The 20,044-nt window shown below is 73.8% G+C and carries 17 protein-coding genes and 1 pseudogene; 11 read left to right on the plus strand and 7 right to left on the minus strand.

Going from position 1 to position 20,044, the window contains the following annotated elements; genetic code table 11:
• The first annotated feature begins 41 nt into the window (after positions 1-41).
• The 5 genes from ACIBAD_RS16450 to ACIBAD_RS16470 all read left to right on the plus strand — a co-directional run bounded on the left by ACIBAD_RS16450 (position 42) and on the right by ACIBAD_RS16470 (position 4,051).
• Complete coding sequence (locus tag ACIBAD_RS16450; RefSeq protein ID WP_134069477.1) at positions 42-1,238, plus strand: methyltransferase; 1,197 nt, start codon at positions 42-44, stop codon at positions 1,236-1,238.
• A 51-nt stretch (positions 1,239-1,289) separates the two neighbouring features.
• Positions 1,290-2,159: a MerR family transcriptional regulator gene (locus ACIBAD_RS16455; RefSeq protein WP_398907301.1), complete on the plus strand. Its 870-nt coding sequence runs from the start codon at positions 1,290-1,292 to the stop codon at positions 2,157-2,159.
• Between the two features lie 148 nt (positions 2,160-2,307).
• Complete coding sequence (locus tag ACIBAD_RS16460; RefSeq protein WP_398907303.1) at positions 2,308-2,958, plus strand: DUF6230 family protein; 651 nt, start codon at positions 2,308-2,310, stop codon at positions 2,956-2,958.
• Positions 2,949-3,404: a DUF6114 domain-containing protein gene (locus tag ACIBAD_RS16465; RefSeq protein WP_398907305.1), complete on the plus strand. Its 456-nt coding sequence runs from the start codon at positions 2,949-2,951 to the stop codon at positions 3,402-3,404. Before ACIBAD_RS16460 ends, ACIBAD_RS16465 begins: the two co-directional genes overlap by 10 nt.
• On the plus strand, positions 3,401-4,051 hold the full coding sequence (locus ACIBAD_RS16470; RefSeq protein ID WP_134069481.1) for a hypothetical protein: 651 nt from the start codon (positions 3,401-3,403) through the stop codon (positions 4,049-4,051). Before ACIBAD_RS16465 ends, ACIBAD_RS16470 begins: the two co-directional genes overlap by 4 nt.
• 85 nt (positions 4,052-4,136) lie before the next feature.
• Here ACIBAD_RS16470 and ACIBAD_RS16475 read toward each other — a convergent pair whose 3' ends face one another.
• Complete coding sequence (locus tag ACIBAD_RS16475) at positions 4,137-6,893, minus strand: penicillin acylase family protein (protein ID WP_398907307.1); 2,757 nt, start codon at positions 6,891-6,893, stop codon at positions 4,137-4,139.
• A gap of 167 nt (positions 6,894-7,060) precedes the next feature.
• Between ACIBAD_RS16475 and ACIBAD_RS16480 the strand changes: the two genes are divergently transcribed.
• On the plus strand, positions 7,061-7,363 hold the full coding sequence (locus ACIBAD_RS16480) for a DUF2087 domain-containing protein (RefSeq protein ID WP_134069484.1): 303 nt from the start codon (positions 7,061-7,063) through the stop codon (positions 7,361-7,363).
• Here the strand turns inward: ACIBAD_RS16480 and ACIBAD_RS16485 are convergent.
• The 5 genes from ACIBAD_RS16485 to ACIBAD_RS16505 all read right to left on the minus strand — a co-directional run bounded on the left by ACIBAD_RS16485 (position 7,335) and on the right by ACIBAD_RS16505 (position 13,474).
• Positions 7,335-8,774, minus strand: coding sequence for a dihydrolipoyl dehydrogenase family protein (locus ACIBAD_RS16485; RefSeq protein WP_398907310.1), 1,440 nt, complete (start codon positions 8,772-8,774; stop codon positions 7,335-7,337). The two genes, ACIBAD_RS16480 and ACIBAD_RS16485, sit on opposite strands and share 29 nt — an antisense overlap.
• A gap of 128 nt (positions 8,775-8,902) precedes the next feature.
• Positions 8,903-9,292, minus strand: a complete 390-nt coding sequence (locus ACIBAD_RS16490; RefSeq protein WP_134069487.1) for a thioredoxin family protein — start codon at positions 9,290-9,292, stop codon at positions 8,903-8,905.
• A gap of 117 nt (positions 9,293-9,409) precedes the next feature.
• A complete protein-coding gene (locus ACIBAD_RS16495; RefSeq protein ID WP_134069489.1) occupies positions 9,410-10,849 on the minus strand; it encodes an aldehyde dehydrogenase family protein in 1,440 nt (479 codons plus the stop codon).
• A 152-nt stretch (positions 10,850-11,001) separates the two neighbouring features.
• Positions 11,002-12,219 carry a thiolase family protein gene (locus ACIBAD_RS16500; protein ID WP_134069491.1) on the minus strand — a complete coding sequence of 406 codons (1,218 nt, stop codon included), beginning with the start codon at positions 12,217-12,219 and terminating at the stop codon, positions 11,002-11,004.
• 241 nt (positions 12,220-12,460) lie between these two features.
• Positions 12,461-13,474, minus strand: a complete 1,014-nt coding sequence (locus ACIBAD_RS16505) for a LacI family DNA-binding transcriptional regulator (RefSeq protein ID WP_134069493.1) — start codon at positions 13,472-13,474, stop codon at positions 12,461-12,463.
• A gap of 450 nt (positions 13,475-13,924) precedes the next feature.
• Here ACIBAD_RS16505 and ACIBAD_RS16510 point away from each other — a divergent pair.
• The 4 genes and pseudogenes from ACIBAD_RS16510 to ACIBAD_RS16525 form a co-directional block, all read left to right on the plus strand.
• Positions 13,925-14,287 (plus strand): annotated as a pseudogene (locus tag ACIBAD_RS16510) (MFS transporter); the annotation flags it as partial.
• A gap of 100 nt (positions 14,288-14,387) precedes the next feature.
• A complete protein-coding gene (locus ACIBAD_RS16515) occupies positions 14,388-14,933 on the plus strand; it encodes a hypothetical protein (RefSeq protein WP_398907313.1) in 546 nt (181 codons plus the stop codon).
• A gap of 75 nt (positions 14,934-15,008) precedes the next feature.
• On the plus strand, positions 15,009-15,596 hold the full coding sequence (locus tag ACIBAD_RS16520; protein ID WP_398907315.1) for an alpha/beta fold hydrolase: 588 nt from the start codon (positions 15,009-15,011) through the stop codon (positions 15,594-15,596).
• A 58-nt stretch (positions 15,597-15,654) separates the two neighbouring features.
• A complete protein-coding gene (locus tag ACIBAD_RS16525) occupies positions 15,655-17,133 on the plus strand; it encodes an amidase (protein WP_398907317.1) in 1,479 nt (492 codons plus the stop codon).
• Between the two features lie 187 nt (positions 17,134-17,320).
• Here ACIBAD_RS16525 and ACIBAD_RS16530 read toward each other — a convergent pair whose 3' ends face one another.
• Positions 17,321-19,243, minus strand: a complete 1,923-nt coding sequence (locus ACIBAD_RS16530; RefSeq protein ID WP_398907319.1) for a tetratricopeptide repeat protein — start codon at positions 19,241-19,243, stop codon at positions 17,321-17,323.
• 165 nt (positions 19,244-19,408) lie between these two features.
• Between ACIBAD_RS16530 and ACIBAD_RS16535 the strand changes: the two genes are divergently transcribed.
• Positions 19,409-20,002, plus strand: a complete 594-nt coding sequence (locus tag ACIBAD_RS16535) for an ArsR/SmtB family transcription factor (RefSeq protein WP_398907321.1) — start codon at positions 19,409-19,411, stop codon at positions 20,000-20,002.
• Positions 20,003-20,044: the final 42 nt, after the last annotated feature.

A 20,044-nucleotide genomic window follows, 5' to 3' on the forward strand; every position in this document is an offset into this window, starting at 1 on the left:
GTGCGGGGCCGGGCCGCCGCCTCGGTTAGCCTGGGGTCACGATGAACCGTCTGACCACGCCTTTCGGCTCCTACGAGCTCACCCGCTTCCCCGAAGACCCGCGCGACCAGCTCCGCGCCTGGGACGCCGCCGACGAGTACCTGCTGCGCCACCTCGACTCCGGTACGGGGGAACACGGCCCGGTGGACCTGGCCGGCGCCGGGCAGATCACCATCCTCGGGGACCGCTGGGGGGCGCTCACGACGGCGCTGGCCGCGTACCACCCCACGCAGATCACCGACTCCTACCTCGCGCGGGCCGGCACCGCCGCGAACCTGGACCGCGCCGGGATCGGCACGGCCAAGTCCACGGTGCGGCTGCTGACCACGCAGGACGCGCCGCCCGAGCGGATCGACGTGCTCCTCGTGCGGGTGCCGAAGAGCCTGGCGCTGCTGGAGGACCAGCTGTACCGGCTGGCGCCGCACGTGCACGCGGGCACGGTCGTCGTGGGCGCGGGCATGGTCAAGGAGATCCACACCTCCACGCTGAAGCTCTTCGAGCGGATCCTCGGCCCGACCAGGACCTCGCTCGCCGAGAAGAAGGCCCGGCTGATCTTCTGCACGCCGAGCGCCACCTCGACGCGGGCCGTCGATCCGTGGCCGGTGACGTACACGCTGGACGAGGACGCGGGCTCGGGCGCCGGGCTGACCGCCGTCAACCACGCCGGGATCTTCTGCGCCGACCGGCTCGACGTCGGCACCCGCTTCTTCCTCCAGAGCATCCCGAACAACACGAACGGCGCCCGGGTCGTGGACCTGGGCTGCGGCAACGGCATCGTCGGCACGGCGGTCGCGGTCGCCGACCCCCGCGCCGAGATCGTGTTCACCGACGAGTCGTACCAGGCCGTCGCCTCGGCGAAGGCCACCTTCCGCGCCAACGTCCAACACGAGCGCGAGCGGGCCGACTTCCTCGTCGGCGACGGCGTGGCCATGCTGGACCCGGGCTCGGTCGACCTGGTGCTGTGCAACCCGCCGTTCCACTCCCACCAGGCGACGACGGACGCGACGGCGCTGCGCATGTTCGCGCAGTCGCGCAAGGTGCTGCGCCCGGGCGGTGAGCTGTGGGTGGTCGCCAACCGCCACATGGGCTACCACACCCACCTGCGCCGCCTCTTCGGCAACAGCGAAGTCGCCGCGAGCGAACCGAAGTTCGTGGTGCTGCGGGCGGTCAAGCAGGAGGAGCGGCCGCGCCCCATGTGACCTGCCGGTACACCGGCCGGTAGCCCCCCGGTTCGCCCTACACTCGGCCGCGTGAGCAGGCAGGTACGAGAAGACGGTACGGAAGGCGGCCGTACGGACGCCAGTCCGGACGGCGGCGCCGCCGGCGGCGGCCGCAGCACGGACGGCCGCAGCACGGACGGCGGCAGCACGGACGGCGGCAGTACGGACGGCGGCACCCGCGCGCGCTACCGCCGCGAGGACCTGGCCCGCGCGGCCGGCGTCAGGGTGCGCAACCTGCGCTACTACCAGGAGCGCGGGCTGCTCCCGCCGCCGCGCCGCGAGGGCCGCATCGCCTGGTACTCGGCGGACCACCTGACCCGGCTGCGCCTGATCAGCGATCTCCTCGGGCGCGGGTACACCGTCAACGGGATCGCCGAGCTGCTGCACGCCTGGGAGGCCGGCGGCGGCCTCTCCCAACTCCTGGGGCTGGAGCGGGCGATGACCCGCGACTGGGTACAGGAGGAGCCGGTCACCATGACCCTGGCCGAGCTGCGCGGCCTGTTCGGCCCCGCGGGGACGGCCGAGGACACCCGGCGGGCCGCGGAACTGGGGTACGTACGGATCGAGGGCGACCGGGTCACGCACCGGAGCCGGCGCCTGCTGGAGGCCACGCTCACCCTCGTGCGGCAGGGCGTGCCCCTCGCGGAGATCCTCGACGCGGGGGACTTCGTGCAGACGCAGGCGGCGGCGCTCGCCGACCGGTTCGTCGGACTGTTCCGGCGGCATGTGATCGGACCGGACGGGCTGGAGCAACTTTCGGCCACCCAACTGGATCACATCTCGGACGCGGTGGCGGCGCTGCGTCCGGTGGCGGGCGAGGTCGTGGCTTCGGAGTTCGCCCGGGCGATGGGCCGGCGGGTGGAGGCGGAGGTCGCCGAACTGCTCCGCAAGGACGCGTAAGGCCCCGAAAGGCCGCACCGGAAGCAGTAACCGATCGGTAGGAGTCGGCCGAAAAGGCACGGTCGAACAACCTTGCCAACCCCCATTGGCACTCTTACATTCAACTCGTCGGTAACAACGGTGCACAGCCGAAATAAGGGACGATCTCATGGCAGATTCCCCCAACTTACCGGATTCCTCCGCCCCGCCCGGCAGAGACGACGAGGGCGGCGGCCGCGTCCGCTGGCGCCGGTTCGCCGTCCTGACCGTCCCCGCCGTCGCCGTGACCGCGGGCCTCGGCATCGCCCTCGCGCAAGGCGCCCTCGCCGCCTCCTTCGCCGTGTCGGGCCAGCAGTTCAAGGTGTCGGCGACGAGCCTGGAGGGCGAGGGCTTCGCCCAGTACGGCAGCGTCGACGTCAACGCCCGCGAGGAGCTCATCCCGGTGGCGGTCACCGCCATCAAGGAGGCCAAGCTCCACAGCCTCTGCCAGTCGGTCGTGACCACGCTCCCGGTCGTCGGCGACATCTCGCTCAACCTCACCGCGGGCAAGAAGGCCCCCGTCGAGGCCAGCAACCTGTTCGTCGACGCCACCCAGCTCGCCGGCGACGCCGTGTTCAGCAACATCGAGATCGGCCGCGACGCCTCCACCCTCGACAAGGGGCCGGCGGAGGCCGTGGGCATGCAGGACCTGTTCGCCCAGCAGGCGGACACCGTCAGCATCACCGGTCTGCAGCAGACGGCCTGGGCCACGAACGCGGGCACCTTCAAGCTCTCCGGGCTCAGCATGAACATCAGCAAGGGCAAGAAGGAATGCTTCTGAGCCTCTGGCGGCGGTGGCGGCAGTGGCGTCGGGGCAGGCCGTTCTGGGGAGGGCTCTTCGCCGTCCTCGCCGGGGCGGAGATCTGCGCCCTGCCGCTCGCACCCCTGAAGGTGATGCTCCAGCAGGGCATCGCGGGCATCCCGTCCGTCCTGATGGGCATCGTCATGATCGTGCTCGGCCTCACGGCCTGGTTCTCGCCCGCACAGCGCAGCCTCGCCGGTGTCCTCACCACGCTCATCGCCACCGCCGCGCTGGTCATGTCGAACCTCGGCGGGTTCCTGATCGGCACCCTGCTGGGGATCCTCGGTGGCGGGCTGATGTTCGCCTGGCAGCCGAACGCCGCCGCCCCGCGGCCCTCCCCCGGGCCGCCGGACCCCGTACCACCGCACTCCCCCACCCCAACCGGCACCACCGCGCACCCCGATCCCCAAGGAGCACAGCCATGAGCCGCACGCGTACCGCGCTCGCCCTCGGGTTGGCCGCCGCCGGAGCGCTGTCGGTGGCCTCGGTCACCGCCAGCGCCGCGCCCGCGCCGCTGGCCGGGTCGACCACCGTCACCCCGGCCGGGCACTCGTTCAAGGCCGCCCTCAGCGGCAAGGCCACCCTCAAGGCCGGTTCGGTGACGGTGACCTGTACGGTCTCCGTCTCCACCGGCACGGTCCCGGCCGCCCCCGGGAACCAGAACCCCGCAGGTCCCGTCTCCTCACCGATCACCCCGCCGACGTACAGCTCGTGCACCTCCAGCATCCCGGGAGTGACCCCCACGGTCACCACCAGCGGATCCTGGTCGGTGTCGATGCAGAACGGCTCCCCCGTCACCGCCACGATGACCGTCCCCGTCGGCGGGCTCGTCGTGCACACGACCGGCCTGGCCACCTGTACGGTCACCGCCGCCCCCACCGCCCCGGCGAACGTCGCCGGGAGCTGGGTGAACGGCGCCCCGCCGAGCCTGACCTTCACCAACGCCTCCGTGCCGGTCACGGTCACCGGCGGGTTCGGCTGCCCGACCAGCGCGACCTCGTCCGTCTTCAACGCCGTGTACAAGGTCACCGACACGACCGACCCGGCGCAGCAGATCACCGTCGGCCCCTGACGGTCGACGGCAACGCCGGTACGAGGAGGCCCGCCGGCCCCGGAGCTCCGGGGCCGGCGGGCCTCCTCACGGGTACGGCCGGGCCTCAGCGGTGCGCGGGGAACTCCACCACCTGCTGGTACGTCGGCCGGTTCTGCCAGTTGATCTGCGGGTGGCTCAGCCCGCCCACCGGACGCTGCACGATCGAGTCCGCGCACCACTGGTTCCCGGCCGCGCAGGTCCCGTCGCCCGGGTACACCGACGCCGCGGTGGCGGCGGCCGCCTGCTTGAGCGAGGCCGCCACCGCGTCGCGGCATGCGGACAGCGAGCCGCCGCCGCAGTACGCCTTGGCCAGCGGACCGGCGACCGGGCGCCCGAGCACCGTGCGCAGGTCCTTGTCGGCGTAGCTCCACCAGCCGTACTGGAACGCCGACCCGGCGTGCGCACCGGTGGGCCCGTGGCCCGCGCCGGGCGCCTCGTCGACGGTCAGGGAGGCCCGCAGCGCGTCGTAGAGCGGCGTCCCGAGCCCCGGTTTGAACTCGGCCTCGATCAGCAGCGGCCACCAGGCGTCCATGATCCGGATGGCGTCGGCGTACGCGTACGTCTTCGAGCCCTGGGCCGTCTCCTTGCGCTCGGTCCCCGCCGCCTGCCACGCCGCCAGCTTGTCGACGGCGGCGGCCACCGCGGGATCGGCGACCGGCTGGCTGCGCAGCACCGCGAGCAGCTCGGGCAGCAGGTTCTCCGCCCTCAGGTCGGTGACGGCCGCGTCCGCCATGGCCTGGGTGAGCTTGGCCCGGGTGACCCCGCCCGCGGCGACGAGGGGTTTCACGCGCTGGTCGAGGAGGTCGCCGCGGTGCACGGAGCCCATGCCGAAGCCGGCCGCGCCGTACTCCTTGGCCGGTTTGTTGTTCCAACTGACGTAGTAGTCCTGCCCGATGGACTGGGGGTGTTCGGCGGGCGGGGTGTACGCGGCGGTGTTGGCCGCCGGGTCGAAGTTCTGCCACTCGTACTGCTGCTTCGCCGCGATCGGCAGCGCGGCGTCGACCCCGGCCGCCCGGACCGGGTTCGACCCGCTGTTGTAGTAGGCCGCTTCGCGCGCGTCGGCGTAGAACCAGTTGAAGGCGTAGCCGATGTGCTGGGCTGCCTGCTGGAACGTACGGGCGTCCGTCACGTACGAGGGGTCGTTGAGCATCTGGAAGCCGATGATCGAGTCGGCCTCGTGGCGGTACGTGGAGCGCAGCGCGGTGTAGGCCACGGGCTTGCCCGCGACGGTGGCGCGGTGGGTGACGATGCCGTAGTCCGTCCGCCAGACCTGCATCCGGTACGAGCCGTTCGGCGTCGGGTCGGCCACCGAGGACTTCCAGGCGTTGGTGCGCTCCAGCTTCTCCATGGGGGTGCAGGTGCCGCGGTAGAGGTACGAGGCGCTCGCGGTGGTCGGGGTCGCGCCGCCCGGCTCGCACAGTTCGACGGCGAAGGTGTCGGTGATGTCCTGCCCGGCGGAGGTGGCGCTCCAGGCGTAGTCCTGGCCGCGGCCGAGCTGGACGTACATGCTCACCCCGGCGAAGGAGGCGCCGCGGGCGCTGATGCCGGGCCCCTGGAGCTCCTGCAGCATGAGGAGTTGGGGCGCGAGGTAGCCGGTCTGCGGGCCGAAGACGGCGACGGGGTGGCCGCTCGCGGTCTTCGCCCCCGAGACGAGCAGGGCGTTCGACATGCTCTGCTTGACCGGCTTCGGCGGATCGGCGGCGCCCGCGGTGGCCGCCGCGCCCGTACGGTCGTAGACGAGCGGCTCGGCGGTGACCGAGCCGGGGTCCGGGAGCGCGGTGCCCTGCGGGTTCGCCGGCTTCTGCGCGTACGGGAAGGCCGTGCCGTCGTGGACGGTGAGCACGGCCTCGGGGTCGTCGCGCTCGCGGAAGGACTCCCAGACCCGGGTGCCCTCCTCCAGCCCGTACTTCTGCTGCGCGGAGAGCAGGGAGAGCGCGGCCTGCACCTCGCCGCCGCCACCGCCGCCGAACAGTCCGCCGACGACGGAGGCGAGGGCGATCAGGTCGGTGGTCTTGAACGGCTGGATCTCGCCGGCGTTGGTGATCGAGTCGATGTGGCCGGTGAGGACGTACTCGCCGGGGAAGTAGCGGCCGTTCTTCGACTGCATGCGGTAGGCGTTGATGCCGTCGACGTACGCCTGCGCGTCCTCCATGGCGAGGCGGCCGCGGTCGCCCTCGGTGGTGCGGATCCGGTCCACCTGCGCCTGGAGGTCGGCCTCGGTGTACGGGGCCTGCGGCCAGAACTGCTGTTCCAGGCCCTGGTTGGCGAGGGCGCCGCCGGCGAACGGGGTCAGGTCGCCGCGGCCGACGTGGCGGAAGAGGTCCATCTGCCAGAGCCGGTCCTGGGCGGCGGCGAAGCCCGCGCCGAAGGAAGTCCCGTAGCGGGTGGTGCCCTTGACATGGGGGACGCCGGTCTTCTTGTCGCGGGTGATCGTGACGTCGGAGCGCGGGCTGGTGGTCGACTCGACCTGGTCGGCGGGGACCCCGAATGACGCGTCGTTGAAGAAGTCGTTGACCTTGGCGTCGGTGAGCCCGGGGTATCCGGCCACCAGCGAGTCGTAGCGGGCCAGTTGGTCGGAGGCGTGGGCGGGCATCGTGCCGAAGGCCTTGTGCAGGAGGATCTGGGCGAGGGTCGCGTTGCCGTTCTGGCCGGGCGGCAGGATGTCCGCGCACTGGCCGCCGCAGTAGTCGGCGACGGGGAGGGGCACGGGATCGGCGGGCGGCGCGGCGGCCGCGGTCGCGAGCGGGGAGAGCAGGGCGGCGCCGAGGGCGATCACCCCGGTGGCGACGGCAGTTCTCAGACGGGCGGCGGGACGTCGCATACGTGCTCCTCCGTGGGGCGGGAAGCGGTCACGGGGGAGGGTACTGGCGGGGTCTACCACTCAGTAAGATGAACGTCCGTCACTTTTCAGGGGAGTTGCCGCCGCCGACAGCGCGTCGCTCATAAATCCGTTGCCGGGCCCGCAGGGCGTCGGAGAGGCTCGCTGCCATGTCACAGAAAGAGCGCCACGTCGCCGACCTCTTCTCCGGCGGACGGCTCATCACCATCCCGCGCAAGGCCGCCCGCCGCGAGCAGCTGCTCGCCCACCTCACCGAGACCCTCTTCGCGCAGGGCCGCACGTACACCGAACCCGAGGTGAACGACGCGCTGCGCACCGTGCACGAGGACTGCTCGGCGCTGCGGCGCTACCTGATCACCTCGGGCCTGCTGACCCGCACCCGCGACGGCGCCAGCTACCGGCGGGCCGACGCCGGGGGCCGGGCTATCCCCGGTACGTCTCCAGCAGCCTGAGCCAGATCTCGCTGATCGTCGGGAACGCCGGGACCGCGTGCCACAGCCGGTCGATCGGGACCTCCCCCGCGACCGCGATCGTGGCCGCGTGCAGAAGCTCGGCCGCGCCCGGGCCGACGAAGGTGGCCCCGAGGAGCACCTCGCGGTCCAGGTCGACGACCATCCGTGCCCGGCCCCGGTACCCGTCGGCGTACAGGCCGGCGCCCGAGACCTTGCCGAGGTCGTAGTCGACGGCGCGGACCCGGTGGCCCGCCCGTTCGGCCTCCGCGAAGGTGAGGCCCACGGCCGCCGCCTCCGGGTCGGTGAACACCGCCTGCGGCAGGGCCTGCGTATCGGCGGTCGCCGCGTGCGCCCCCCAGCGGCCGGTGTCGAGCGCCGGGCTCCCCGTCGCGCGGGCGGCGATGGCGGCCCCCGCGATCCGGGCCTGGTACTTGCCCTGGTGGGTCAGCAGCGCGCGGTGGTTGACATCGCCGACGGCGTACAGCCAGTCGTGGCCTTCCACGCGGCAGCTGCCGTCGACGGGGATCCAGCCACCGGGCGTCAGCCCGACGGTCTCCAGCCCGATGTCCTCGGTGTGCGGCGAGCGGCCGGTCGCCATCAGCAGCTCGTCGCCCTCCAGGATCTCGCCGCCCTCCAGTACGACCTGGACGGGCCCGGTCGAGCCGTCCCGTACGACCGCCTCGACGGAGACGTCCGTACGGACCACCGCGCCGGCCTCGCGCAGCGCCTCGGCGACCAGCTCGCCGGCGAAGGGCTCCATCCGCGGCAGCAGCCCGGAGCCGCGTACCAGGACCGTGACCTGGGAGCCGAGGGCCTGCCAGGCCGTGGCCATCTCGGCTGCCACCACCGAGCCGCCCACGATCAGCAGCCGGCCCGGCGCCTGCTGGGCGGAGGTGGCCTCGCGGCTGGTCCACGGCCGCGCCCCGGCGATCCCGGGCACGTCCGGGACCACGGCGCGGGTGCCCGTGGCGACGACCACGGCGTGGCGGGCGGCCAGCACGTGGTGCTCGCCCTCGGGGCTGGTGACGGCGACCTTGCGGACCCCGTACAGGCGGCCGTGGCCCCGGTAGAGGTGGGCACCGGTCGACTCGATCCAGTCGACCTGGCCGTCGTCCTTCCAGCTGGAGGTCCAGTAGTCGCGGTGGGCGAACACGGCCGCCGCGTCCAGCGGCCCCTCCACGGAGCCCGCGAGACCGGGCACCCGGCGGGCATCGGCCCTGGCCAGCGCGGGGCGCAGCAGCGCCTTGCTCGGGACGCAGGCCCAGTACGAGCATTCACCGCCGATGAGTTCGGCCTCCACCAGGGCGGTGGTCAGCCCGGCGGCGCGGGTCCGGTCCACGATGTTCTCGCCGGCCGGTCCCCCGCCGAGCACCACGACGTCGTACTCCACCGCTTCCGACACAGTCACCATCCGTGGCTCCAGGGGCGCTTGTTCCCTGTCACCTTACGTGGGGACCGCAGGGCCCGCGGGAGACGCGCGGCGGCCGCGCGCGGGACACGTACGGCGCTCGGTCCCGCGGACGGTCTGCGGGTCGGAGCTCAGGCCTGCGCCGTGCCGGGCTGACCGTCCTGCTGCGACGCGGTGATCTTCGCGCGCACCTCGTCCATGTCCAGCGCCCGCGCCTGCCCGATCAGGTCCGTCAGCGCGGCCTCCGGCAGCGCGCCGGGCTGCGCGAAGATCGCCACCTGGTCCCGGACGATCATCAGCGTCGGGATCGAGGTGATCTGGAAGGCGGCGGCCAGCTCCTGCTGCGCCTCCGTGTCCACCTTGGCGAACACCAGGTCCGGGTGGGCTTCCGAGGCCTTCTCGTAGACCGGGGCGAACTGGAGGCAGGGCCGGCACCAGCCCGCCCAGAAATCGATCAGCACGAACGGGTTCTCGCTGACCGTCTGGTCGAAGTTCTCCTTGGTGAGCTCGACAGTAGCCACGGTTCCAGACCTCCTGATTGCCTTGTATGCACCTTGAACGATCGGCCCGCCCCGTGCATTCCGCGCGGCGTGCGGGCGGGCAGCCACGGCGTCGGCGGCCCGCACGTACCCGCCGTCTCAGAAAGGGTGCCCCGCCGGAGCCGAGCGGACCGTCGTCCAGCGCAGTTCCGTGAAGGCGTCCAGGTTCGCCTCGCCGCCGAACCGGGCCCCGGTGCCCGAGGCGCCGACCCCGCCGAAGGGGGCCACGGCCTCGTCGTTCACCGTCTGGTCGTTGACGTGCGCGATCCCCGTCGGGATCCGCCCGGCGAGCTCCATCCCGCGCGCCGCGTCCCGGGTCACGATCCCCAGGGAGAGGCCGTAGGGGCCGGCCGAGGCCAGGGCCACCGCCTCCTCCTCCGTCACGAAGGACCGTACGGGCGCCACCGGGCCGAAGACCTCCTCCGCGTAGGCGGGGGTGTCGTCGGCGACGCCCGCCAGCACGGTCGGCCGGTAGAAGAGCCCCTCGTACGTTCCGCCGGCGACGAGCTTGGCGCCCTGCTCCGTGCTCGCCCCGACGAGGGCGTGGACCCGCTCCAGCTGGCCGCGGTCGATCAGGGGCCCGAGGTGCACCCGCTCGCGGTACGGGTCCCCCACCGCCAGCGCGTCGGCCCGCGCGGCGAGCCGCTCGACGTACTCGTCGTACAGCGAGGCGTGGACGAGGTGCCGGCCGGCCGTCATGCAGATCTGGCCCTGGTGGAAGAAGGAGCCCCAGGAAGCCTGCGCGACGGCGGCCCCGACATCGGCGTCCTTGAGCACGACGAGAGCCGAGTTCCCTCCCAACTCCAGGTGGGTCCGCTTGAGATGACGGCCCGACAGCTCTCCGACGAGCCGTCCGGCGGCCGTGGAACCGGTGAACGACACCACCCGGACCAGCGGATCGGCGACCACCGCCGCCCCGGTCTCCGCGCCCCCGGGCAGCACGTTCAGCAGCCCGTCCGGCAGCCCTGCGGCCGCGAGGACGGCGGCGAGCGCGAGGCCTCCGCACACGGCGGTCCGCCGGTCCGGCTTGAGCAGCACGGCGTTGCCGAGGGCGAGGGCCGGGGCGACCGAGCGGATCGCCAGGATCAGCGGCGCGTTGAACGGGGCGACGACGCCCACCACCCCGGCCGGGACCCGGCGGGTGAAGGAGAGCCGCGGCGCCTCGCTCTGCAGCACCTGCCCGGCCGGGCGGGAGGCCAGCGCGGCGGCCTCGTAGCACTCCTGTGCGGCGACGTGCAGCTCGAAGTCGGCCTTCCCGGGTATGGAGCCGGACTCGCGCACCAGCCAGTCCCGCAGCTCGTCGGCGTGGGCCGTGAACAGGTCGCCGGCGCGGCGCAGGACGGCGGCCCGCTCCGTGTGGGAGGCCCGCGCCCAGTCCTCCTGGGCGGCCCGGGCCCGTAGGGCGGACTCGGCGACATCGGCGGGCGCGGCCAGTGCGAGCGTGGCCAGGGTGCGGCCGGTGGCGGGTTCGACGACCGGGGCAGCGCCCCCGGTCAGGGTCGGTCCGTCCTGCCAGAGCATCGGATCGAGGAGCGGCATGGCGCGGGGCCTCCGGTGGGGATGGGCGGGGCGGGGGGGGCGGCAGCACGCGCCATCGTGCCAGACCGGAGGCACCACATCTGTTCAGTTATTGGGCAGTTGACGGGCCGCCGTGACCGGAAACGATCGACGGCCCGGCGGCGTGGGCGGGTTCAGCGCTCCAGGACGAGCGCGATGCCCTGCCCGACCCCGATGCACAGCGTCGCCATTCCCGTACCCGAGCCGGCCGCGGCCAGCTGGTGCGCCACCGAACCGGCCAGCCGGGCTCCGGAGGCGCCGAGCGGATGCCCGATCGCGATGGCACCGCCGCGCGGGTTCAGCACTGCCGGGTCCAGCTCCGGCCAGGCCGCGAGGCAGCCCAACGCCTGCGCCGCGAAAGCCTCGTTGAGCTCAAGCGTGGTCAGGTCGGCCAGGCTCCGGCCCGCCTTGGCGAGCGCGCGCTGCACGGCGTCGACCGGGCCCAGGCCGAAGAGCTGCGGCTCGATGCCGGTGACCGCGGAGGCGCTGATCCGGGCCAGCGGCTCCCGGCCGGTGGCGGCCAGCCCCTCCTCGTCGGTCAGCAGCAGCGCCGCGGCGCCGTCGTTGAGCGGGGAGGCGTTCGCGGCCGTGACCGTGCCCGTGCCGTCCGTCCGGAAGGCGGGCTTCAGGCGGGCCAGCGCCTCGGGCGAGGAGCCCTCCCGGATGCATTCGTCGCGTACGAGGTCCACGCCGGGGTAGGCGACGACCTCGTCCCCGTACTGCCCGGCGGCCCAGGCGGCCGCCGCCTTGCGGTGGCTCTCCAGCGCGAAGAGGTCCTGGGCCTCGCGGGTGATGCCGTGCTTCTCCGCGATGAGTTCGGCGCCCTCGCCGAGCGAGCCCGTCCACTCCGCGGGCATGCGCGGGTTGGTCATCCGCCAGCCCAGGGTGGTGGACCACATCTGCTGGTGGCCGGCCGGGAAGGGCCGTTCGGGCTTCTGCACCACCCAGGGGGCGCGGCTCATCGACTCCACGCCGCCCGCGATGGCGACGGAGGCGTCGCCCACCGCGATGGCCCGGGCGGCCTGGATCACCGCTTCGAGGCCCGAACCGCAGAGCCGGTTGACGGTGACCCCGGGGACGGACACCGGGAGCCCGGCGAGCAGGACGGCCATCCGGGCCACGTCCCGGTTGTCCTCGCCCGCGCCGTTGGCGTCGCCGAAGACCACGTCGTCGATGCGGGCGGGGTCGAGGTCGGGCGTACGGTCCACCAGCGCGCGTACGACGTGCGCGGCGAGGTCGTCGGGGCGGACCCCTGCGTATGCTCCGCCGAACTTGCCGATCGGGGTGCGGACGGCGTCGACCACGTAGACGTCGCGGACGCTGCGTCCGTCGTGGGCGCTGCGGATGCTCATGGGGGCTCTCCTGGGCGGATCCGTACGGGCGGCGCCGCGGCGGTGCCGGGGTCGGCACCCGGTGCGGTGCCGGGCGCGCCCGGTGGGGCGCGCCCGCAGTCTCCGTCCGCAGGTCACCGGCTGTCAACGGCCCTCCGCCGGCCAACGGCCGACCGTCGCGGGGCCGCCGGAACGAGCAGGCCGCCGGGGGGCCGCCGTCGCGGGGCCGGTCGTCAGGGGCCCGCCCGTCGCGGGCCGGTCGTCAGGTCGACTCCCGTCGGACGGCCACGGCGGAGATCAGGTCGTGCCGCTGCGTGATCTCGCCCGGCTCGCGCACCGCCCGGTCCACCAGCTCGGCCAGGTGGTCCCCGGTCGGCAGCTCGATCTGCACCGTGCTCAGCCGGGGCCGCAGCAGCCTGCCGATGAGCAGGTCGTCGGCGCCGATGACCGCGACGTCCTCGGGGACCCGCAGACCCCCGTCCAGCAGGGCGCGCATCAGCAGCATCGCGTACTCGTCGTTGTACGCGAACACCGCGTGCAGGCCGAGCGAGCGCCAGCGGGCGGCGAGGGCGGCCGCCGACTCCTCCGAGTAGGCCATCGCCAACGGCTCGACCTCGGCGCCAGCCACCGAGCGGGCGCCCTCCAGCCGGGGGGCGGAGAAGAGCTCCATCCCCTCCTCCTCCGGGACGACCACGCCGATCCTCCGGTGGCCCCGCTCGACGAGGTGGGCGGCGGCCCGGGCGCCGACCTCGCTCTGGTCCATGACGAGGGCGTGGGCCCCGGGAACGCCGACCGGGCCCATCGTTATCACCGCGCGGGCTCCGGCCCGCTTCAGCGTGGCCACGTTGTGCGCGGAGAGGGTGATCTCGCCGAGCGAGATCACCGCGACCGGACGCAGCTCGGCCCAGGCGCGGGCGGCCTCGTCGCCGCTGAGGCCCAGGCTGCCGTACTGGACCACGGTGTAGTCGAGGCGGCGCAGGGACCACTGGAGCTCGTTGAGGAAGGCGCTGTAGAGCGGTCCGATCGGCACGTGCGAGGTGGGCAGCAGCACGATGCGCGTGTGGCCGGCGCGCAGGCTGCGGGCAGCGGCGTGCGGAACGTACCCGAGCTCCTCGGCGGCCCGGCGGACCTTGCGGCGGGTCGGTTCGCTGATGCGGACGGCTTCCGCGTTGTTGAGGACGTAACTGACGGTCGCGCGCGACACGCCGGCGAGACGGGCCACGTCGGCGCTGGTCGGCACGGGGGCCGGCTGCGGCGGTTTCGATGACTGTGACATTGCCGTGGCATCTTTCCAGACCGATTGCACCCGGGGGCCGGCGCATGGCCGGAAACGAATGCCACCCAGTGGTTACACGATTCATTGATCCGTGTGATCCGGCGCGTCACATCCGCTTCCCGGGGCCCTCCGGCACGTGTCCGACCGTGTCCCGGCGTGCCGCCGCCCTGCCGTGTTCCGTCGCACCCCCGCCGCCGCGCCAGGGCGGCGCGCACCCTCCCCGTACCCCTCCCTGCACTCCTTCCCCGTACCTCCCGACACCCCCTCCCGCACCCCCCGCCTCAGCTCCACCCACCCCCGTCCGCACGAAGAACCCGCCCGGGAGGGCGGACACCGCCGGAGCCGCCCTCGACGACGCGTCCGCCGCACCCGCCGCCACCGGCGGCAACGGCGCCCCTCGCGCTCCCGGACGCGACCAGTTTCCCGTTGCCGCTCGTCGGGAACAGCGCGATGTACACGCTCTACGTCGGCGGCGCCGGCGCCCTGCTCGCCCTCCAGGTCGAGGACATCGACGCGGCGACCAAGGTCTCCGACTTCGGCCTGATCGCGGGGGTCTCGGCGATCTTCGCCACGATCTTCCACCCCGTCGCCAGCGCCCTGTCCGACCGCAGCGGGCGGCGCGATCCCCGGATCCCGGGAGGCGGACTCGCCGCCGTACCGGCGATGTTCCTGCTCGGCGCCGCCGACACGATCCGCCTGATCACGGTCGCCCGGTGCCTCGGCCGGGCCGTCATGCACGTCCACCAGGCCGCCATCACCTCCGTGGTCCCCGACCCGGTCCCCAAGTCGGCCCGCGGCAAGGCCTCCGCGGCCGTCGGGCTCGGCCTGCCCTTCGGCTACGCCCTCGGCGCGCTGATCGGCGCCGCGTTCTCGGAGGACAGCCGCACCGGGTGCCTCGTCTCCGGGCGCGATCGTGGCGGGCGCCGCGGTCCTGTTCACCGCCTGCACCCGCGAGGAACCGCTACCGGCGCGTGCGCCGCTGCCGGTCAAGGAGCGGCTCGCCGCGTTCACCAGCGCCCTGCGCGACCACGACGTCCGCTGGGCGTTCACCGGGCGGGCGCTGCTCGTCCTCGGGTACTTCGCGGTCAGCGGGTACGAGCTGTACGTCCTCCAGGACCACACCGTGCTGCCCGACGGCATGGAGCCGGAGGCGGCGGTGGCGGTGCTGATGCCGTTGACGAGCATCGCGATGGTCGTCTCCACGGTCCTCGGCGGGTACCTCTCCGACCTCTCCGACCGGCTCCACCGCCGCGAGCCGTTCGTCGGCGCCTGCGCCCTGCTGTCGGCCGTCGCGCTCGCGATCCCGGCCGCGTCGGACAGCCGGACGGCCGTGCTCGCCTTCACGGCCGTCAACGGGCTCGCCTTCGGCTCGTACCTGGCCACCGCGCTGTTCGTCGTCGCCGCGGTCCTGGCCGTGGCGGGCGCGCTGGCGGTGAAGCCGACCCGCAGCGTGCGGTGAGGGGCGGCGCACCGGCGCCGCGTTCGGGAACCTCCTCCCCCCTCGCCCCCTGTTCCTCGTCAGAAAGGCATCACCGTGCAGCTGCGCACCCACACCTGGGGCGGGGACGACCGCGTCGCGCTCCTGATCCACGGCATCATGGCCGACCCCCGGACCTGGCGCCGGGCGGGTCCCGCCCTCGCCGAGCGCGGCTACCGGATCATCGCCGTGGACCTGCGGGGCCACGGCGCCAGCGGGCGGGCCGAGTACGGCCCGGAGCTCTTCGCGCAGGACGTGGCCGAGACCCTGCCCGCCGGCGCCGACCTGGCCATCGGCCACTCGCCAGGCGGGCTGACCCTCTCGCTGGCCGTGGACCGGCTGAAACCGAAGCGGGCGGTGTTCAGCGACCCGGCCTGGCATCTGGCCGATCCGGCGGAGGGGATGGGTCCGGAGCTGCTCGCGCAGGTCAAGTCCGCGCCCAGGGAGCAGATCCGGGCGATGAACCCGCGCTGGGAGGAGGCGGACATCGACGTGGAGCTGGAGACCCCGGCCGTCTGGGACGCCGCGCTGCTGGAGGAGGGCGGTTTCGAGGTGCGGTCCGTCGCCGGCGCCGGACACACCATCCACCGGGACGACTTCGACGGGTTCACGGCCTCGCTGGAGGGCTGGATCCAGCCGCTCTAGCCACCCGCGGGCCCTCCCCGTTACCTTCGGTCCTACCGAGCGGTAACGGGGAGGTCCGATGTCGGTGGCGTCATCAGGTACGAAGTCTTCAGCTGTCTCGCCCGTCTCCACTTCCGTCCCTTCCGTCTCCGCCGGTCTGGTGGACACGGCGCGGGCGCTCGCCGAAGGAGGCGTCCGCGCACGCCGGTTGACCGAGGAGGCGCTGGAGCGGATCGCCGCCGCGCAGCCCGCCCTCAACGCGTTCCGGATCGTACGAGCCGAGGCTGCGCTCGCCGAGGCGGACGCGGCCGACCGCCGCCTGGCCGCCGGTGAGCGGCTCCCGCTGCTCGGCGTGCCGATAGCGGTCAAGGACGACATGGACGTGGCCGGGGAGCCGACCGCGTTCGGCTGCGCCGGGGAGTTCGCGCCCAAGACCGCCGACAGCGAGGCCGTACGCAGGCTGCGCGCGGCCGGCGCGGTCGTCATCGGCAAGACCCAGACGCCGGAGCTGGGGCAGTGGCCGTTCACCGAGGGGCCGGCGTTCGGCGAGACCCGCAATCCGTGGAACCCGGCCCACACGCCCGGCGGGTCCTCCGGCGGCTCGGCGGCCGCCGTGGCCGCGGGCCTGGTCCCGGCGGCCCTGGGATCCGACGGGGCGGGCTCCGTACGGATCCCCGCGGCCTGGACCCATCTGGTGGGCGTCAAGCCGCAGCGCGGACGCATCTCCACCTGGCCGGAGCCGGAGTCTTTCCACGGGCTGACCGTCAACGGCGTGCTGGCCCGCAGCGTCGGCGACGCGGCGCTCCTGCTCGACGCCGCTAGCGGCCCGCACGCCGGGGACCGGCACCGCCCGGCCCCGGTCTCGGCGGTCGAGGCGACCCGGCGCACGCCGCGCCGGCTGCGCATCGCCCTGTCGTTCGGGATGGCCTTCACGGCGACGCCGAAGTCCCTTGACCCGGAGGTCCGTTCGGCGGTGGAGCGGCTGGCGGTCCGGCTGGAGGCCCTGGGCCACGAGGTGGTCCCGGAGGACCCGCGCTACGGGCAGATCGGCCTGACCTTCGTCCCCCGCGCGACCGGGGGCGTACGGGACTGGGCGTCGCGGGTGCCGGATCCCGCGCTGCTGGACCCGCGCACCCACGAGGCGATGCGCACGGGCCGGATCCTGGGCGGCCTGCCCCTGCGGGCCTCCCGCCGGGCGGAGGGCCTGCTGCGGCGACGGGTCGGGGAGATCTTCGGCCGGTTCGACGTGGTCCTGACCCCGACGACGGCCACTCCCCCGCTGCGGATAGGAGCCCTGGCGGGGCTCGGGGCGATGGCCACGGACCGGGCGATGATCGCGGCGTGCCCGTACGCCTGGACCTGGAACGTCCTCGGCTGGCCGGGGGTGAACGTCCCGGCGGGCTTCACCGCCGAGGGCCTCCCCCTGGGGGCCCAACTCCTGGGCCCGGCCGATTCGGAACCCCTCCTCCTCTCCCTGGCGGCCCAGGCGGAGGCAGCCGGAGCCTGGTCGAACCCGTGGCCGGACCAGTGGCCGAAGGAGTGGCCGGCCGGGGGCTGAGCAGGCGCTGAGCAGGCGCTGAGCGGAGGCCGAGCGGGATCGGCGCCCTCAGAGGCTCTGTCCGCCGGCCCGCGCTCTTGCACGACGGCCTCCCCGGTCGGGCAGTGGGCGCCCTTCGGCCGGACCGCCGTGCAACGCGGCGTGCCGGCCCTCGTCCACGACCGGGTCCGCTGACCCGGTGCCCGGCTCAGCGGGTGCGGCCGAAGAGCCGGCCCAGGAGCGATCGGGGCTTCGAGCCCCGCGCCGCCGGTGCGCTCTCCCGTGACTGCCGCGCTTCCAGCTCGGCGGTGATGCCGCTGCGGCGTTCCTCGTCGCCCTCCGGGGACCGGGCGTCGAACTCCTTGGCCGCCGAGAGCATCTTCTCCGCCAGGTCGAGGAAGGTCTCGTCCAGCCACGGGCAGGCGAGCACGAGTCGGCACAGCGAGGCCAGACTCGTCGCGTCGCGCTCCCGCCAGGCCTTCCCGACCGCCATCATGCGGTCGACGAGGCGCACCCCGACGTCCTCGCGGGCTTCCGGGTCCGCCCAGGCCGTGGCGAGGAGGGCGAAGCCGGCCGCTTCGTTGGTCCAGTCCTCGGGGCCGAAGAGCAGGTCGAGGAGCAGGGCCCTGCGGCGGGAGTCCATCCAGGGCTCGTCCGCACGGTGATGGGCGATCCCCAGGCAAGCGAAGGTCTGTACGGCACGGACCCACATCTCGGGCTGGCGGCCCAGCAGGTACGCCCCCTGCTCGTCCCGGCGGGGAAGCGGAGGGTGTACGCAGAGGGCGAGCAGGTCCTCGGGGTCCAGGCCTGAGAGCCGGACGGCGTGGTCGTACGCGGCGACCGGCGCCGGCCATGCCAGGGCGGTGACGTCGCGCACGAGCTCCGCGGACTCGGCGGAGGGCGGGTCGAGGGCCGGCCGGGCGTCGAGCCCCTGGGGGCCGTCGAACCGCCACAGCGGCGTGACGACCTCGTACTGCGGAACGCGGGGGTCGGGCGCGGCCACCGACTGGTAGTCGATCTTCGAGTTCGGGAAGCCCATGCGTACGGCGAGCCGTGTGCTGGGGGCCTCCAGAGCGGAGCCGAGCAGCTCGATTTCGTGGTCGCGGGCGGTCTTGGGGTTGGCGAGCATCCGGTGCAGCACGTTGACGCTCGCCTCGAACGCGGGGTGTACGTGTCCGAGCCACGGCTCGTCTTCGCACAGCTCCGCCAGGAGGGCGGCGGCGTAGCCGTGCTCGGGGTGGGCGCGCAGATGGTCGGAGAGGGCCAGCAGCTGCGCCGTGCCTCCGTCGACGGCGTGGCGCAGGGCGAACGAGGCGGGCAGGGCCTTGGGGTGCTCCGGTTCGACGGCGAGGCCGCGGTCGAGCCAGGCGAGGCCCTCGGCGGGGCGGCCGCCGTGCCGGTGGAGTTCGGCGACGTCCACGTACAGATCCACGTCGGAGGGGTCGCGGGCGATCTCCGCCTCCCATACGGCCAAGGCCTCGTCCGGGCGTCCGGCGGCGCGCAGTGCGCCGCCCAGGACGACCGCCTGCCAGTGGCCGGGTTCGAGGCGGCAGGCGTCCTCGGCCCATTCGACCGCCTCGGCCATGTCGCCGAAGCGGCGGGCCAGGGTGGAGGCCATGGTGTGCAGCAGCGAGTGCCCGGGATGGGCGGTCACACAGGCCCGGACCAGGGCGTAGAACGGCCCGACACCCTCGCGGAGCTGCGGCGGCAGCGGCTCGGGCAGGGTGCGGACGAGTACGGCGACGGCCTGCGTGACGGCGTCCGGCGGCACCAGGCCGGGCAGCGCGGGGTCGGCCAGCCAGGCGACCTCGGCCCAGGGCCGCTCGGGATCGGCGCCGATCACGGAGGCGAGTGCCGGGAGGGCGGAGTCCCACCGGCCGGCGGCCGCGTGGAGCTGGGCGATGCAGGCGACCGTGCCGATGTAGGGCTCGTCCATGTCGAACAGCCCCAACGCGGCGGCGTTGCCACCGGCGGCCACGGCGAGCTCGGCGAGGGCCTCGTACGCGTCGGGGAGTTGGGGGGCGACGGTCAGGGCGTTCCCCAGATGCGCCGCCGCGTGCTCCAGGTCCCCGCTGTCGATGGCCAGCCGCGCCACCGCAACCTCGCCCTCGGCTTCGAGCCGCTCGTCCATGTGCCCGTCTCCCCCACCTGGTAGTCGCCCCGAAGGTACCCGCTGCCCCGGCCACCCCCTCCACGGGGGCGACCGGGACCCGAAAGCCCTCTGCGGAGCGCTCCTCCGCCGCGGATTTCCGAAAATAATATTGCGCAACTTCTGCTTCATACCTACGGTGCTGACATGCAACCCAAGCCCCAGCCCGAGCAGATCACCGACCTCTCCCGGTTGAAGGCCTTCACCAACCCCCTGCGGATGCAGCTCTACCGCTTGCTGTACGCCGCCGGCACCGCGACCGCCTCCCAACTCGCCGAGCAGGTCGGCCAGACGCCGTCGCTGGTCAGCTACCACCTGCGCAAGCTGGCCGAGCACGGCTTCGTGGCCGAAGCGGGCAGCCGGAGCACCGACGGCCGCGAGCGCTGGTGGCAGGTGGCGTCCGAGGAGGGGTGGGGCTTTCGCAGCTCGGACTTCGCGGGCACGCCCGAGGGGGTCGCCGCCGTGGGAGCGGTGACCCGAGGGATCCACGACACCCGCGTCGCCCAGTACCGCACGTACCTGGACCAGACCGACGCCTGGGGCAAGGCCTGGACCGACGCCGCCTTCAGCTCCGAGTGGATGCTCGACCTGACTCCCGCCGAACTCGCTGAGATGAACGACGAACTGGAGGCGGTGGCCCGGCGCTGGCGGGAGCGCGGGAAGGCTTCCCGGGCAGCCGGCGCGACGGAGGACCGCGAGCGCGTGTCCGTGTACCTGTACGGCTTCCCCTTCCCGCTCTGACGCCGCCCCGTCCCCGATCCGGCCCCCCGTCCCGATCCGCTG

The sequence above is a fragment of the Streptomyces sp. NPDC051109 genome (assembly GCF_044455885.1).
Lineage (GTDB): Bacteria > Actinomycetota > Actinomycetes > Streptomycetales > Streptomycetaceae > Streptomyces.

Bases quoted from the DNA above. Each gene is read 5' to 3' on its own strand.
- ACIBAD_RS16465 (WP_398907305.1), top strand. From the start codon at position 2,949: ATGCTTCTGAGCCTCTGGCGGCGGTGGCGGCAGTGGCGTCGGGGCAGG.
- ACIBAD_RS16535 (WP_398907321.1), top strand. From the start codon at position 19,409: ATGCAACCCAAGCCCCAGCCCGAGCAGATCACCGACCTCTCCCGGTTG.
- ACIBAD_RS16480 (WP_134069484.1), top strand. From the start codon at position 7,061: ATGTCACAGAAAGAGCGCCACGTCGCCGACCTCTTCTCCGGCGGACGG.
- ACIBAD_RS16485 (WP_398907310.1), bottom strand. From the start codon at position 8,774: ATGGTGACTGTGTCGGAAGCGGTGGAGTACGACGTCGTGGTGCTCGGC.
- ACIBAD_RS16450 (WP_134069477.1), top strand. From the start codon at position 42: ATGAACCGTCTGACCACGCCTTTCGGCTCCTACGAGCTCACCCGCTTC.
- ACIBAD_RS16500 (WP_134069491.1), bottom strand. From the start codon at position 12,219: ATGAGCATCCGCAGCGCCCACGACGGACGCAGCGTCCGCGACGTCTAC.
- ACIBAD_RS16470 (WP_134069481.1), top strand. From the start codon at position 3,401: ATGAGCCGCACGCGTACCGCGCTCGCCCTCGGGTTGGCCGCCGCCGGA.
- ACIBAD_RS16475 (WP_398907307.1), bottom strand. From the start codon at position 6,893: ATGCGACGTCCCGCCGCCCGTCTGAGAACTGCCGTCGCCACCGGGGTG.
- ACIBAD_RS16460 (WP_398907303.1), top strand. From the start codon at position 2,308: ATGGCAGATTCCCCCAACTTACCGGATTCCTCCGCCCCGCCCGGCAGA.
- ACIBAD_RS16495 (WP_134069489.1), bottom strand. From the start codon at position 10,849: ATGCCGCTCCTCGATCCGATGCTCTGGCAGGACGGACCGACCCTGACC.
- ACIBAD_RS16505 (WP_134069493.1), bottom strand. From the start codon at position 13,474: ATGTCACAGTCATCGAAACCGCCGCAGCCGGCCCCCGTGCCGACCAGC.
- ACIBAD_RS16525 (WP_398907317.1), top strand. From the start codon at position 15,655: ATGTCGGTGGCGTCATCAGGTACGAAGTCTTCAGCTGTCTCGCCCGTC.
- ACIBAD_RS16530 (WP_398907319.1), bottom strand. From the start codon at position 19,243: ATGGACGAGCGGCTCGAAGCCGAGGGCGAGGTTGCGGTGGCGCGGCTG.